Below are 13,648 nucleotides of genomic sequence, written 5' to 3'. Positions count from 1 at the left end.
AGTTCCTGAATCAAATACTAAATATGGTGGAAAGTGAGGGATAACAGGGGGTGTTCCCGCGCCTGTGATGGTGCCAAGTATCGGTGAGTCCTCAGGGATTCCCAACCCAAAAATTTGTTCCTCGCATGTGGAAACAGGCTTCGTCCCGCTGTTCACAGGGCAGGTATTTTTTCTCCCTTCGGGATTGCGTTCGAAAGACTCACGTAACGCTACGGAGCGGGAGGGCTGGCATGCCCGCGAGCCCGTGGTCCCGCCCGCCGATAAGCGGCAAGGTGAGGGCCGATTCCACCGCTTTTCCGTCCCTTGCCGGGCTCCATGACAGAATCAAAACCGACCAGCGCGCCGATGCGGATCGCGCCCGCAGGCCTGATGTTCCTCGCCATCACCTCGGTGGGTTGGGGCTTTAACTGGCCCGTCACGAAGTATCTCCTGAGCGAGCTGCCGCCGCTGACGCTGCGGGGCTCGACCGGTGTGATCGGCGCGGCGCTCCTGGCCGTGCTGGCGCTGGCGCGCTCGCAGAGCCTCAAGGTCGAGCGGCATTTGTGGCCGCGGCTGATGCTCTCGGCGCTGCTCAACGTCACGGGATGGATGGTGCTGATGGGGCTGGCGCTGTTGTGGCTGCCGGCCAGCGAAGCGGCGCTGATCGCCTACACCATGCCGGTCTGGGCCTCGCTCCTGGCCTGGCCGGTGCTCGGCGAACGGCCGACTATTCTGCGCACGGTGGCGCTGGTGATGGCGTTCGCGGGCCTCGCCGCGATCATGGGCGGCAACGGCTTTAGCGCGACCGCCGCAAAGCTGCCGGGCATGGTGATGGCGCTGGGCGGCGCGTTCGGCTTTGCGCTCGGCACGGTGCTGGCGAAGAAGCTGCCGGTGCCGCTGCCGCCGATCCCGGCCGCGGCCTGGCAGATCGGGCTCGGCTGTTTCCCGATCGTCATCATCGGTCTCGCCGTCGAGACCACGCATATCGATGAGGTGACACAGCTCGGCTGGTGGCTCCTGATCTATTCCACCGTGATCCAGTTCTGCATCGCCTATGTGAGCTGGTTCGCCGCGCTCGCCCGCCTGCCGGCATCAGTCGCCGCGATCGGCACCATGGCGGTGCCGGTGATCGGCGTCGTCGCCTCCGCCATCGCACTCGGCGAGCCGCTCGGGCCGATCCAGATCGCGGCGCTGGTGTTTACGCTGGCCGGCGTCGTGCTGGCGACAAGGTCGTAAAGGCCAGTCTATCCGATTGTAATGGCTGCCGGTTTGCAGTAGGCATCGGGACGGTCAATTCTGGTATAATGGGTGCCAGACCCCCATAGGGGCCTGGTTTTATCTGTGAAAGAGAGAGTATGGCGCGCAACATTTTGATCCTGGGGGCTTCGTATGGCTCCTTGCTGGCGACGAAGCTTTTGATGGCCGGTCACAACGTGACCCTGGTCTGCCGGAAGAAGACGGCCGAGCTCATCAACCGCGACGGCACCGAAGTACGCATCAAGCTGCGCGACGAGGCGGTGCACCGCGCGATCTTTTCGCGCGACCTGCCGGGCAAGCTGGATGCGACCACGCCCGCCGAGGTCGATCTTTCCCGCTACGACCTGGTCGGTCTTGCAATGCAGGAGCCGCAATACACCAACCACACGATCCGCGTTCTGATGATCAAGATCGCCGAGGCGAAGCTGCCTTGTCTGTCGATCATGAACATGCCGCCGTTACCCTATCTCAAGCGGATCCCGGCGCTGGCGGACATGGACCTCGAGGAGGCCTATACCAATGCGCAGGTGTGGGAACGCTTCCAGCCGGGGTTGGTGACGCTGTGCTCGCCCGATCCGCAGGCCTTCCGTCCGCCGGAAGAGGCGGCAAACGTGCTGCATGTCGGCCTGCCGACCAACTTCAAGGCGGCGGCCTTTGCCGACGAGAAGGACAACAAGCTGCTTCGCGAGCTGGAAGCTGATATCGATGCGGTGACGCTGGATGGCCACGACGTCCCGGTGAAGCTGAAAGTGTTCGACTCGCTGTTCGTGCCGCTCGCCAAATGGTCGATGCTGCTGACCGGCAATTACCGCTGCATCACGCCGAACGATCCGCAGTCGATCCGCGACGCCGTGCACGGCGACCTGAAACTGTCGCAGTCGATCTACGATCACGTCGACGGAATCGCACGGCGCCTGGGCGCCGATCCGCAGGACCAGGTGCCGTTCGGGAAGTATGCCAAGGCGGCCGAAAGCCTGCTCAAGCCGTCATCGGCGGCCCGTGCGGTCGCCGCCGGCGCGCCGTTCATCGAGCGCGTCGACCTGCTCGTGAAGCTGATCTCGCACCAGCTCGGCGCGCCCAGCGCCGAGATCGACCGCACGGTCGAGATCGTGGATCAGAAGCTGAACGAGAAGATCGTGGCGGGGGGATCGGGGGCGCAGTGAGGAACGCCTAATCGAGAATGGCGCGCCAGGCGGATGAAGAGGCATCCGCGCTGTAGCTGAGGGACGCGTCGCTTGGTCATGGAGCGTGATGGCACATGATGCTATCATCAGCGGAACTCGAACAAGTGAGAGGACGCCAGTGCCAACCAGAAATGTTGTGCTGACGGAGCGCCAAGCAGACCTCATCAAGTCCCTTGTCGAGTCCGGCCGCTACCAAAACGCCAGCGAAGTGCTGCGCGAGGGGTTGCGGCTGGTGGAGCAACGCGAGGCGGAGGACGCAAGCAAGCTGAGGGCTCTGCGATCAGCAGCGCGGGTCGGTCTTGGTGCACTGGATCGAGGCGAATTCAAAGAGTTCGGAGATATCGAAGAGTTGCGAGGCTATTTGAATGACCTCTCGGAGAAGGTCATCTCCAAGACCGCCGGATAGATTCCGCCAATGGTCGAGCGGAAATGGCGTGTCCGCCTCGGCGCTGCGGCAGAAGTCGATTTTGCGAACATCGTCAAATGGACCACCGAGAATTTTGGTGAGCGGCAATCGCGTGTCTATCGGGACACGCTCGTTCAGGCGATCGGCGAACTTGCCGACGGTCCCGAGGTTGCGGGCTCCAAAGCGCGAGGCGAGATCATGTCAGGTCTTCGCACACTCCACATCGCGCGGCACGGTCGGCGCGGAAGTTACTTCCTGATGTACCGGGTGGCACCAGGAATGACGATCGAAATCGTGCGAATCCTGCACGAGAGAATGGACCTTCAGCGTCATCTTCCACCTGTCCCCGACGAGAAAGCCGAATAGGGCGCTGTGCGGTGAACAGGTTGGTGGCTTGCCGTCGTCGATCAGCGCCAACGCGGCCCTTCTGGTGCGGATCATGCCTCTACGCCAACTTGCTTCACCAGCTCCGGAATAAGCAGCTTGAGCTTGCCGTGACTGATCAGCGGCGAAGCGGCGATCTCGGCGAGGCGCTGTTCGATATGGCGCCATTGATTGGTCTCGCGCGGGTCGGTATCGCCCTTGGCGAGATTGCAGGGGTAGCAGGACAGCACGCGGTTGCTCCTGCCATTCTGGCCTCCCTTGGAGAGCGGAATGAAATGGTCGATGCTGGCCTTGACCTTGCCGCCCGTCTTTTGCCGGGGCAGTCCAACGTCGCAGTAGGCGCAGCGTCCGCCCCAATCGAAATAGCAGCGCTTGTAGATCACGTCGGCCATTAGCCTTGGCTCTTCCCCCGAATCTCTTTGTCCAAGTCTCACCCTCTCATACATCAAGTTGGCATTGAAAACGACGCCGCAGGAGGGGGAGGCCTGCGCCTTGTTTATCCCGACAGCGCGCGGCGGATCATGTTCGCCAACTGCGACTTCCGGTACGGCTTGGTCAGCAGCAGCACGCCGGGATCGAGGCGGCCCTGGTGCACGATCGCGTTGTCGGTATAGCCGGACGTATATAACACCTTGATGCCGGGCCGGAGCTTCAGCACCTTGTCCGCGAGTTCGCGTCCGGTCATGCCGCCGGGCATGATGACATCGGTGAACAGCAAATCGAACGCCTGACCGCCTTCGATCAGGTTCATCGCCGCCGGTCCGTTGGCGGCGGCCACCGTGCGGTAGCCGAGGCTCTGCAATTGCGCGGTGACGAAGTTGCGCACCAGCGCGTCGTCTTCCACCACCATGATGGTCTCGTTGCCATGCGGCAGCGGCGTTGCCGCCGGCGGCGCGGCCTCGACCTGGCCGCGGGCAGGGGGCAGATAGAGCTTGATCGTGGTGCCGTGGCCGACCTCGCTGTAGATCCGGATGTGCCCGCCGGACTGTTTGACGAAGCCGTAGACCATGCTCAAGCCGAGGCCTGAGCCCTTGCCGACCTCCTTGGTGGTGAAGAACGGCTCGAACACCTTGTCCAGTACGTCCTGCGGCATGCCGGCGCCGGTGTCGCTGACCGCGAGCATTACATAGGGACCGGGCTTTGCGTCCGGGTTGGCCTGCGCATAGGCCTCGTCGAGCACGACGTTGCGCGTCTCCAAAAGCAACTTGCCGCCATTCGGCATCGCATCGCGCGCGTTGATCGCCATGTTGAGCAGGGAGTTGGCGAGCTGCGATGCGTCGATATGGGCAATCGCCACTTCCTGCTCGAGAATGGAGTTGACCTCGACCTGCTCGCCGAGCGTCGGGCGAAGCAGTTTTGCGATATCGAGCAGGGTCGCGTTGATGTCGACATTGCGCGGCTGCAACGGCTGGCGGCGGGCGAAGGCGAGCAGATGCTGGATCAGCTCGCTGCAGCGCTCCGCCGCCTGGTCGATCAGTTCGGCGGTCTTCTGCAACGCCGGCTCGTGCGCAAGGTTGGCTACCAGCGTTTCGGTGGTGCCGGTGATCACGGTCAGCATGTTGTTGAAGTCGTGCGCGACGCCGCCGGTGAGCTTGCCGATGGCGTCGAGCTTTTGCGCCTGCTGCAGCTTGTGCTCGGTTTCGCGCGACCCCGTGATGTCGTGGTAGACCAGCGCCGCGCCGCTGATGGCACCCGAGGCATCGCGCAGCGGCCGGCCGCTGATCACGAGGTGAACCGGCGGATTGCCGCCAACCGGGCGCAACACGATTTCGCTGGCGTCGAACGCTTCGCCGCGCAGCGCGCGCGAGGCGGGCATGTCACGGACTGGTAGCGGCGTCACACCGTCGGCATGGAAAACCGCGCTGAGCGACCGCAAGTGCTCGACCGTCATGCCCGGCCGGTAGCGCAGCATCTTCTCGGCGGCCGGGTTCGAGAGCAAAACCTCGCCCCTGGTGTCGATGACGAGCACGGCCTCCGCCATGCTGTGAAAGGTGCTGCGCAAGACGGCGGCCGAAAGCCTGAGTTCCTCATGCGCGGCGACCAGATGCTCGGTGCGCTCGGCGACCGCGGCCTCCAGCGCCTCGTTGGTGGCCTTGGTGGCGCTCAGCGAATCCTGCAGTTCCCGGCGCGAGCGGCGGGTTGAGACCGTCAGAAGAGTGGCGAGGACCAGAATCAGCAGGACGCCGGCGAGATCGATCGCCAGCAGAAGCGTCCCGTTGGTTTCGGATTCGGCGCGTCTGGCAAAAAGCAGCCTGCGCTCTTCCGCCACCGCTTTTGCAAGGTTTGCGGAGATCGCCTCCGTCGCCGCGCGGTCTTCCTGGGCGACGAGCGCTGCGACGGCGGCGCCATCTCCCGCGGTCCGGAGCCTGATCAACTCGCCATTGACGGCAATCTGCCGCTCGACCAGCGCCTTGGTTTCCTCGATCAGCCGCTTTTCGGTGGGATTGTCCTTGACCGCCTCGATCAGCGCCGCCAGCGCCGGCAGGATAGCGGCGCTTGCCTCGCTGTAGTCCCGGGCGAACTCCTGATTGCCGGTGATCGCGAAGGCGCGCGCCGCGCTTTCCGCCCGGCGCAGCATTGGGCGCATATCCGAGAGTTTGCTGAGTATTCCAAGCGCGCGGTCGACCGAGGCTGCGTCGGACCGCGACTTGAGGTCGAGACCGATCGAGGCAGCGCCGATAATGAGGAGGATAGCGAGGCCAATTCCAAGAATGATACGCTGCGAGGGCATTGCCAGTTGTTTACTTCACGATTTCGACTGCTGCGCGGAAGCTTTCGGTTTGGTGATGCATTGATTGACCGAGGTCAACAACGCGTCCGGCGTGAACGGTTTGCGCAGGCAGCACGCCGCGCCGAGCTCGATGGTCATCCGCAGGAAATCCGGTGCGCGTTCGGTGTTGGCGAAGGCGTAGCCCGACATCGCGATAACAGGTACATCCGGCTTGCGCTCGTGGAACATCCGGATCGATTCGAAGCCGCGCATATGCGGCATGAACACATCGATCAGCATGACGTCGAAATCGGACGTTTCGAGCGCGCGCATTCCCGCTTCACCACCGTCGGCAACGGTGACCTCGAAACCCTTGCGCGTCAGACAAACCTCGATGGCAACGCACACCATCGGGTCGTCATCGACCACGAGAACGCGCGGCACGATGATTCCTTCTTCCTCGGGCGGCGGCCAGGCGGTCGCGCGTCCCATGTGACGATTAAAGTCGAAACGTTGACAGTCGTCTGCATGGTAGACTGCCCATAAAAATTGCCGAGGGCAATTCTGTTTCGCTGTATCAGAACGATTACAAATTCAACCGCCGGTTCCGGATCTAATCCCGTCATGTCGCCAATCAACCATGCGAGGCGCGCCGCTGCCGGCCGGCTGTCGCCACTCGGACTCATCCTGCTCTCCGTTACGTCAGTGGGGTGGGGCCTCAACTTTCCGATCATGAAACATTTACTGACCGAATGGCCGCCGTTGTCCTCGCGCGGCCTGTGCGGCATCGTCGGCGCCGCGGCATTGGCGCTGTTTGCGCTCGCGCGCCGGCAGAAATTGAGCGTACCGCGTCACATGTGGCTGCGGCTGCTCCTGGTCTCGATGCTCACGATCGGCGGCTGGGTCGCGTTCATGGGGCTGGCGCTATTGTGGCTCAACGCCAGCGAGGCCGCCGTGCTCGGGATATCGATCCCGGTCTGGGTGGCGTTTCTGGCTCGGCCGATCCTCGGCGAGCGGCTGTCGCCGCTCCGCGCCGTCGCGCTGATGGTCGCGCTCGCCGGCATCGCCGTGCTGATTGGCGGCAACGGCATCGAGGCCAGCGTCGAGAAGTTGCCGGGCATCGCCTGCGCGTTGGCAGGCGCTGTGTGCGTTGGGCTTGGCACCGTATTGACCAAGCATTTTCCGCTGGCGATGCCGCCGCTGTCGCTGGCCGCCTGGCAGATCGGGCTGGGCTGCCTGCCGATTGCGATCGTGGGCCTTGTGGTCGAGCAGCCGCAACTGGCTGATCTGTCATCCATCGGCTGGGCGTCGCTGCTCTATATGACGTCGATCCAGTTCTGCCTGTGCTACGTGTGTTGGTTCGCCGCGCTGGAGCGGCTGCCAGCGGCGACGGCCTCGATCGGAACCTTGCTGGTTCCCGTTATCGGGGTGCTTGCAGCGGCGGCGATGCTGCGCGAGCCGCTCGGCCTGCGCGAGGTCGCGGCACTGGTGTTTACGCTTGGCGGCGTCGCGGTGGCATTGCGCGCCTAGAAAACACTCTAACTCCGGAACGGACAAACTCTGGAACGGACAGGGCGGCACACCGGAATGTGTGCCGCCCTTGGATTCACGCTATCGTGCTATTGCGCCGGGCAGGGGTGACGCTGCCCGTCATAGCCGAGATACGTTCCTGATGCCGGATCGTAGGATTTGTACCGCCGCATGCAATACGCCACGGCATCATCGCCGGCGGGGGGTGCCGCGGCGACCACAGTGTCGTCGTCGTAATATGCATAGGAGTCATCGTAGTAGTAGGGACTGCCGTAATAGCCATAGGCCGACCCGATACCGGCTCCGATCGCGAAGCCTGGCCAGAAGCCGCCGTGACGGTGGCGATGATGAAAGTGACGGCCGCCGTGCCATCCGCCACCCGCGACGGTACCTCCGCCGACGCCGGGCGCGGGCCGGACAAAGCCGGTTCCGCGGCCTTCCGTACCGGCAACGGCACCAGCCCTGAAGCCGCCGGGACTGCCAGGTGCGACGGCCGCACGGCCACCTCCGCTGGGTGCAACGGCCACGCCGCCACCTCTGATGCCGCCGCCGCCGATAGCTGCACCGCCACCGCCGCCACCTCTCATGCCGCCACCGCCACCGATAGCTGCACCGCCACCGCCGATGGCTGCACCGCCGCCACCACCGCCGCCCCTGGCGCCGGCGCCACCGCCACCACCGCCTCTATCCTGCGCCTGAACGGCGCTGAGGCTTGGCGCGACCACCGGCAACACAAGCGCCATCGCTGCCGCGGTACTCAAAACCTTTAGACTGATCATTTTAGGCTCCATTTGCGGGATATAGGCCCTAACCCGCTCAAGGGGCGGACGTTCCAGAGCCCGCGCACTGATTGCATGGGCGCTCAGCCTGTCGGGTTGGAACTGTATCCGGGATGAACGGATTGCGCCGATTCCGCGACCATGGCGGGCGGCAAGCCGCCCGTCCGGCAGGGCCGGAATGTCAGCCTCTGTCTGGACAATCCGTCCCGCCGGTGGCATCAGAGCGGCACGATATCTCGAACCGACCGAGCTCTCATGAAGCTGTTTCTGCTGAAATTTTTCACTTGGTGGAACGGCCAAACGTTCGGCACGCAATTGTGGACGTGGCGGTTCGGCGAATTGGTCGGCCAGGACGAGCAGGGCAACCGCTACTACCGCACCAAGGGCGGCAAGATCGATCCGACGCTGGGTTTCGAGCGGCGCTGGGTGATCTACAACGGGCTTGCCGAGGCGAGCCGGGTGCCGCCGTCATGGCATGGCTGGCTGCATCACGTTGTCGATACCGCGCCGACCGAAGAGAGCTACACGCCGCGCGAGTGGGAAAAGCCGCACGTGCCGAACCTGACCGGCACGCCCGCCGCCTACCGCCCCTCCGGATCGACGCTGGCAAGCGGCCGCCGCCCCAAGGCGACCGGCGACTACCAGCCCTGGACGCCAGGAAGCTGAGACGATCGTCATTCCCGCGCGCGGTCATTCCGCGGTTGCATGCGCCTTAGACCACAATCATCGACCCTGTGAATAACGGGATCAGCGGGGACATCCGCCGCAGCCGTCTTGCGCCATCCGCGTTATCGCGGCTCAATGTAGCCATCTTACGGAGATGGGAAACCATCGCGTCGGTGTCGGGCTCCAGTCGCGACTGCCCCGATTTGCAGCGGTCACCGAGTAGGACACGGCCGGGAGATAGGCCCCCGGTGCAGAGGTTCTGAAATCGCCCGCTAATGTGTGGCTGCCGTAGGACAGGAAAGGCCGTCTGGGAAACCAGGCGGCCTTTTTCTTTATGACGGCGGTCACGTGTCCCGCTCTGCGTCGCAGTGTAAAGAACGCTGCGCCGCGTCCGGGACACGGAAGCAAACGACGCTACGCCAGCCGTGCGGCGGCGCGGTCGATCATCTCGCTGCGGCGGATCTGCGCTTGCGCAATCCTGTCCTTCATGAAGGCAAGCACTTCCGGCGGCGCGGTGTCGGGTGAGCCGGAATTGAACGGCGGCGCCGGGTTGTATTCGAGCCGGAGCTGGATCGCCTCCGCGGTCTTCTGATCGTGCAGTAGCGAGACCAGCGTCAGCGCGAAATCGATGCCCGCGGTGACGCCGCCGCCGGTGACGCGGTTGCGGTCGACGCAGACGCGCGTCTTGGTCGGGATCGCGCCGAACGCGCTCAGAAAATCCATCGCCGTCCAGTGCGTCGCCGCGCGAAAGCCCTTGAGCAGGCCGGCGGCGCCGAGCACCAGCGACCCCGTACAGACGGAAGTGATATATTTCGCGCCAAGCGCCTGCTTCCGCAGGAAGGCCAGCATCTCCTCGTCGTTGATCATGTCGTCGGTGCCGAACCCGCCCGGCACGCAGATGACGTCGAGCTGCGGACAGTCGGCGAAGGTCGTGGTCGGCGTCAGCACCAGCACGGAATCGCTCGTCACCGGCTCAATCCGTTTCCAGATCAAATGCACGTTGGCGGCGGGCAGACTGGAGAACACCTGCAAGGGACCGGTGAAGTCGAGCTGGGTGACGCGCGGAAACCAGCACGAGACCGATCTGAAGTGGCGTGGACGGTTGAGATGGCGCGGACATCGTGACCTCCGGAAAATTTGGCTTGACGAAAGGCATCCTGCCATGGTCGCTTGGTGTCCGAAATGGCATTTTTCCCTCATTTTAGGACATATGCCAAAAGTTAGGATAGAAGCCAAAAGCGGGCCAGCATCATGATCGGCGTTCTCGTCTTTCCGGATTTCCAGTTGCTCGATGCGGCCGGGCCGATATCGGCGTTCGAGATCGCGGCGCGCTTTGCCGAGGGGGCGCCCGCGATCCGGGTTCTGGCGGTGACGCCGGGGCCGGTGCGCTCGTCGTCGGGCGTCGAAATCGTTGCGAGAGGTTTGAAGTCGGCATCTGCGATCACGACGCTGATCGTCGCCGGCGGCGAGGGCGTGCGGCAGGCCGCCGCCTGCGAGAAGACGATCGGCTTCGTGCGCACGATTGCCAAGCGCGGCATCCGCATCGCCAGCGTCTGCTCCGGCGCCTATGTCCTCGCAGAAGCCGGCCTGCTCGACGGCCGCCGCGCTACCACGCATTGGCAGCGCACGCGGCATTTTCTGAAAACCTACCCGCAGGTGAAGCTGGAGCCCGATCGCATCTTCGTGCGCGACGGCGACGTCTGGACGTCGGCGGGGATATCGGCCGGCATCGATCTGTCGCTGGCGATGATCGCGGAGGACTATGGCGATGAGATCGCGCAGAAGACCGCGAAGCAGCTCGTGCTCTATCACCGCCGCAGCGGCGGCCAGTCGCAATTCTCCTCGCTTCTGGAATTGAAGGCGCCGAACGGCCGCTTCGGGCCGCTGCTGGCCTGGGCGCGCGAAAACCTCGATGCGCCGCTCACCGTCGAGGATCTCGCCGAGCAGGCCGGCATGAGTTCGCGGCATTTCACGCGCGCCTTCATGGCCGAGACCGGCACCACGCCGTCAAAGGCGGTGGAGCGGCTGCGCATCGAGGTGGCACGGCAACGCGTGCAGTCCTCCAGCGAGGCGATCGAGCGCGTCGCGCAGACCACCGGCTTTCGCGACCCCGAGCGGATGCGCCGCGCCTTCATCCGCGCCTTCGGCCAGCCCCCGCAATCGCTGCGTCGCGCGGCGCGGGCAGGGTAGGTGAATGGAAGCCGCTACCTCCGGAAATCCACCCGGCCTTGCGCAAAGTAGCCGTCTATTCGCTGATCGCTCACCACCAGGCCGACCCAGGGCACCGTGATCTCCGGGTTGTTCAGGTTGATATACTTGCCCACCAGTCGCCGCGGACCTTCGCGCCGTGCCTCGATCAGTCCCCGGCGCGCGCCGGAATTCCAGTCGAACAACAGGTACACGCGGTCTCCCACGGTTCTTGCTTCGCCCCGGCCCTGTTTCCATTTATCGGGGGCATCGCCCGGTATGGTTGGGTCTGCAGCACCCTTCCAGCGGCTCGACCACTCACCATCGATCGTGCTGCGCTGGTAGCTCGCATCTCCAGGGCTCCATGGCTTTGCATTCTCGTCGGTGGCGGATTCTTCCGGCATCGTGATGCGGGCGAACTGCATCACGTCGTCATCACCGGGATTTGGAACGTCCATGACGCCGAACGGATTTCGGGTCGTCAGATCGCCTTCGGGTTTCATTGACCTTCTCCAACTGCAATCGCCTTGCCTTGTTCGACGGCACGGCTTGGCTCGTGAGCGTCCGGGATCGCAGGATGAAGGCGTCGCGGCCACCCGATTCCCGAAGGAACCGTGGTGGCGATGTTGCCGGAGCCGATTTCGAACAGTGCCCGGCTGCAAGGGCCAGGGTAACCTCCTCACGCGGAGGGAGCGGCGCTGATTTCCAAATCGGCCACGACGCCGAAATGGTCGCTGGGCCAGATGCCGTCGACCGCCAGGTCGAATGCGAGCGAGGCGGCCTGAACCTCGCAGCTCGCCTTCGGGTGGGCGTCCCAGGAGCCCACGAACACGTAATCGACCCTGCGCCGATGACGCGGCTGACGGACGATCGTGCCGATCTCCGACTGTGCATTCGGATTGTCGACGCTCCAGGTGTAACCCTGACCTTCGCCTGCGACTTCCCAGGCGTCGTGATACTTGACGCTTCGTCCGCCGAGCGACTGCAGTCCGGTAAGGTAGCGAATGCTGGCTGCGTCAGGCGTTGCGTTGAAGTCGCCGGCGATGATGGTGGGAAGCGGCTGCCGGTGACGCGCGTCGAGATCCGTCAGCGCAACGACCTGCCGTTCCCGGGCCGATTCCGCGGCGAGCCGCCACGAGGTCGCAGCGGCGATGAACAAGAGATCGCCTTCGTCGGGTAGCGGCACCGTTACTGCCAGCGAACACCACGGGACATCGTTCGCATCCGACATGCGCAGATCGAGGACTTCCTCGACGCGATGCGGCCATCGCGTCGCGATGGCGCTACCGCCAAAACGATCGGCATGGGGCGGGACGGTGCGCAGCACGTCAGCCTGATGCGTTCCATGCAGACCGGTGTCGTGGATCAACTCGTCGAGTTGCGAATGGTCCGGCGATTTGACCACTTCCTGGAATGACACGAGATCGGGAGCCAGCCGGCGCAGTTCCAGATTGATCAAACCGGTTCGTTTCGGATCGCCTTGCCGATTCCAGACGTTGAGCGTGACGACGCGTAGCCGCATCCTCGTAAGCCGGCTTCATGAACGCACCCGGACAACGTCCGCTGGAGCGGTTGGTTCAGGCTTGCCGGTGGCCGTCTGCACTGGCTCACGCAACGTCGGCTTGCGCGCTCTGCGTTTCCTCTGTGAGTAAGGCGTCCAGATCGACAAGCTGCGGATCGTCGTCCTGCGGTTCGCCGCTTCCTGCGCTGCCGTGAAGATGCATCAACGTCTGCACGCGGCGGGCGTTGAGATGGTCTACGTGCTGATGCTGCAGCGCTACCGGCAGCAGCGCCTTGGGCAGCCCGACCAACGCAAAGGCGGGAACTTTGCGCACCTTGCCGTCCTCGCGCCAACGCAGGGGGTGGAGGGTATACATCAATTGCCGCTCGGTCTCTGCCGATGGCCGCTCCTCCGACAGGGATGGCGCGGGGTTGGCGAGGTTGGCGTTGCCCGCGCGCGTGCGCACCGCGGCGGAACGCAGCTCCCAGCAGATCAAGTCCGCCGCCGCGCGGACTTCGCTACGCACCGCATCCACGCTGGCCGAGAACCGGGTGGCTTCAGGGATCGACAGCGAGCTTTTTGTAACGGCCTCGACGAGCGCTGTGGTGCCGGCTTCGAATCCGGGCGCAGCCCGCTCGATCGCCGCAGCCATCGCCTCGATCTCGTCAGCCATCGCGTCGCGGTCGCGCTGGGCCTTGGCATCAGCGAGGGCGCGCTCGGCCGAGGCTACCTGATCGTCGAATTCCACCAATTCGGCGCGCAACGTCTTGGCGCGGTCTTCGACGGCGCGCATGCTGGCTTCGGCCCGATCGAGCCGGGAATTGTCGGCACCGGCTACCGCCAGCCGCTCGGCAGCGGCACGCTTTTCTGCAAGTTCCGATTCGGCGAGGCTCAACCGCTCGGCCAACTTCTGCCGCGCTGTCAGCTTGTCCTTCAGCGCAACCTCGAAGCGCTCGATCGGGCCGAGCTCGCGCCTGAAAAATGCCATTGCAATCACCTCGCGGATTGCTGCCGAATCACCGGCAGGATTGTTGCGTGCGAGAGCTAGTCCGAAACTTGGATAAC

At 64.2% G+C, this 13,648-nt stretch carries 14 protein-coding genes and 1 pseudogene; 7 read left to right on the top strand and 8 right to left on the bottom strand.

What is annotated here, in order from left to right:
• Positions 1-315: 315 nt before the first annotated feature.
• From V1292_RS27140 to V1292_RS27125, 4 genes are all read left to right on the top strand, one after another.
• Positions 316-1,215, top strand: a complete 900-nt coding sequence (locus V1292_RS27140) for a DMT family transporter (RefSeq protein ID WP_334375683.1) — start codon at positions 316-318, stop codon at positions 1,213-1,215.
• A gap of 119 nt (positions 1,216-1,334) precedes the next feature.
• Positions 1,335-2,399, top strand: a complete 1,065-nt coding sequence (locus V1292_RS27135) for a ketopantoate reductase family protein (RefSeq protein ID WP_334375682.1) — start codon at positions 1,335-1,337, stop codon at positions 2,397-2,399.
• A 139-nt stretch (positions 2,400-2,538) separates the two neighbouring features.
• Positions 2,539-2,826 (top strand): type II toxin-antitoxin system ParD family antitoxin, encoded by a 288-nt coding sequence (locus V1292_RS27130; RefSeq protein ID WP_334375681.1) that lies wholly within the window; start codon positions 2,539-2,541, stop codon positions 2,824-2,826.
• Positions 2,827-2,835: 9 nt separating this feature from the next.
• A complete protein-coding gene (locus V1292_RS27125) occupies positions 2,836-3,192 on the top strand; it encodes a type II toxin-antitoxin system RelE/ParE family toxin (RefSeq protein ID WP_334375680.1) in 357 nt (118 codons plus the stop codon).
• Positions 3,193-3,263: 71 nt separating this feature from the next.
• Here the strand turns inward: V1292_RS27125 and V1292_RS27120 are convergent, their stop codons facing one another.
• From V1292_RS27120 to V1292_RS27110, 3 genes are all read right to left on the bottom strand, one after another.
• On the bottom strand, positions 3,264-3,602 hold the full coding sequence (locus V1292_RS27120; protein ID WP_334375679.1) for an HNH endonuclease: 339 nt from the start codon (positions 3,600-3,602) through the stop codon (positions 3,264-3,266).
• A 104-nt stretch (positions 3,603-3,706) separates the two neighbouring features.
• Entirely contained in the window at positions 3,707-5,941 is a 2,235-nt protein-coding gene (locus tag V1292_RS27115) for a CHASE3 domain-containing protein (RefSeq protein WP_334375678.1), read from the bottom strand.
• 15 nt (positions 5,942-5,956) lie between these two features.
• Positions 5,957-6,364, bottom strand: coding sequence for a response regulator (locus tag V1292_RS27110; protein ID WP_334377177.1), 408 nt, complete (start codon positions 6,362-6,364; stop codon positions 5,957-5,959).
• Between the two features lie 180 nt (positions 6,365-6,544).
• On the opposite strand from V1292_RS27110, the gene V1292_RS27105 reads away from it, so the two are divergent.
• Positions 6,545-7,450: a DMT family transporter gene (locus V1292_RS27105; RefSeq protein ID WP_334375677.1), complete on the top strand. Its 906-nt coding sequence runs from the start codon at positions 6,545-6,547 to the stop codon at positions 7,448-7,450.
• 89 nt (positions 7,451-7,539) lie between these two features.
• Here the strand turns inward: V1292_RS27105 and V1292_RS27100 are convergent, their stop codons facing one another.
• Positions 7,540-8,229: a BA14K family protein gene (locus V1292_RS27100; RefSeq protein WP_334375676.1), complete on the bottom strand. Its 690-nt coding sequence runs from the start codon at positions 8,227-8,229 to the stop codon at positions 7,540-7,542.
• A gap of 255 nt (positions 8,230-8,484) precedes the next feature.
• Between V1292_RS27100 and V1292_RS27095 the strand changes: the two genes are divergently transcribed.
• Positions 8,485-8,895, top strand: coding sequence for an NADH:ubiquinone oxidoreductase subunit NDUFA12 (locus V1292_RS27095; protein WP_028346327.1), 411 nt, complete (start codon positions 8,485-8,487; stop codon positions 8,893-8,895).
• 414 nt (positions 8,896-9,309) lie between these two features.
• Here V1292_RS27095 and V1292_RS27090 read toward each other — a convergent pair.
• Positions 9,310-10,015 (bottom strand): annotated as a pseudogene (locus tag V1292_RS27090) (DJ-1/PfpI family protein).
• A 131-nt stretch (positions 10,016-10,146) separates the two neighbouring features.
• On the opposite strand from V1292_RS27090, the gene V1292_RS27085 reads away from it, so the two are divergent.
• A complete protein-coding gene (locus V1292_RS27085) occupies positions 10,147-11,085 on the top strand; it encodes a GlxA family transcriptional regulator (protein WP_334375675.1) in 939 nt (312 codons plus the stop codon).
• A 14-nt stretch (positions 11,086-11,099) separates the two neighbouring features.
• On the opposite strand, the gene V1292_RS27080 is transcribed toward V1292_RS27085, so the two are convergent.
• The 3 genes from V1292_RS27080 to V1292_RS27070 all read right to left on the bottom strand — a co-directional run bounded on the left by V1292_RS27080 (position 11,100) and on the right by V1292_RS27070 (position 13,571).
• A complete protein-coding gene (locus tag V1292_RS27080) occupies positions 11,100-11,585 on the bottom strand; it encodes a hypothetical protein (RefSeq protein WP_334375674.1) in 486 nt (161 codons plus the stop codon).
• Between the two features lie 176 nt (positions 11,586-11,761).
• Positions 11,762-12,604, bottom strand: coding sequence for an endonuclease/exonuclease/phosphatase family protein (locus V1292_RS27075; protein WP_334375673.1), 843 nt, complete (start codon positions 12,602-12,604; stop codon positions 11,762-11,764).
• An 85-nt stretch (positions 12,605-12,689) separates the two neighbouring features.
• Positions 12,690-13,571: a hypothetical protein gene (locus V1292_RS27070; RefSeq protein WP_334375672.1), complete on the bottom strand. Its 882-nt coding sequence runs from the start codon at positions 13,569-13,571 to the stop codon at positions 12,690-12,692.
• Between the last annotated feature and the right edge of the window lie 77 nt (positions 13,572-13,648).

The sequence above is a fragment of the Bradyrhizobium sp. AZCC 1719 genome (assembly GCF_036924525.1).
Taxonomy (GTDB): domain Bacteria; phylum Pseudomonadota; class Alphaproteobacteria; order Rhizobiales; family Xanthobacteraceae; genus Bradyrhizobium.
This window is presented reverse-complemented; position numbering and strand designations above follow the sequence as displayed.

What these genes read in the sequence shown, in the direction of transcription:
- V1292_RS27085 (WP_334375675.1), top strand. Translation starts at nt 10,147, where the DNA reads ATGATCGGCGTTCTCGTCTTTCCGGATTTCCAGTTGCTCGATGCGGCC.
- V1292_RS27105 (WP_334375677.1), top strand. Translation starts at nt 6,545, where the DNA reads ATGTCGCCAATCAACCATGCGAGGCGCGCCGCTGCCGGCCGGCTGTCG.
- V1292_RS27080 (WP_334375674.1), bottom strand. Translation starts at nt 11,585, where the DNA reads ATGAAACCCGAAGGCGATCTGACGACCCGAAATCCGTTCGGCGTCATG.
- V1292_RS27125 (WP_334375680.1), top strand. Translation starts at nt 2,836, where the DNA reads ATGGTCGAGCGGAAATGGCGTGTCCGCCTCGGCGCTGCGGCAGAAGTC.
- V1292_RS27120 (WP_334375679.1), bottom strand. Translation starts at nt 3,602, where the DNA reads ATGGCCGACGTGATCTACAAGCGCTGCTATTTCGATTGGGGCGGACGC.
- V1292_RS27095 (WP_028346327.1), top strand. Translation starts at nt 8,485, where the DNA reads ATGAAGCTGTTTCTGCTGAAATTTTTCACTTGGTGGAACGGCCAAACG.
- V1292_RS27070 (WP_334375672.1), bottom strand. Translation starts at nt 13,571, where the DNA reads ATGGCATTTTTCAGGCGCGAGCTCGGCCCGATCGAGCGCTTCGAGGTT.
- V1292_RS27115 (WP_334375678.1), bottom strand. Translation starts at nt 5,941, where the DNA reads ATGCCCTCGCAGCGTATCATTCTTGGAATTGGCCTCGCTATCCTCCTC.
- V1292_RS27135 (WP_334375682.1), top strand. Translation starts at nt 1,335, where the DNA reads ATGGCGCGCAACATTTTGATCCTGGGGGCTTCGTATGGCTCCTTGCTG.
- V1292_RS27140 (WP_334375683.1), top strand. Translation starts at nt 316, where the DNA reads ATGACAGAATCAAAACCGACCAGCGCGCCGATGCGGATCGCGCCCGCA.
- V1292_RS27075 (WP_334375673.1), bottom strand. Translation starts at nt 12,604, where the DNA reads ATGCGGCTACGCGTCGTCACGCTCAACGTCTGGAATCGGCAAGGCGAT.
- V1292_RS27100 (WP_334375676.1), bottom strand. Translation starts at nt 8,229, where the DNA reads ATGATCAGTCTAAAGGTTTTGAGTACCGCGGCAGCGATGGCGCTTGTG.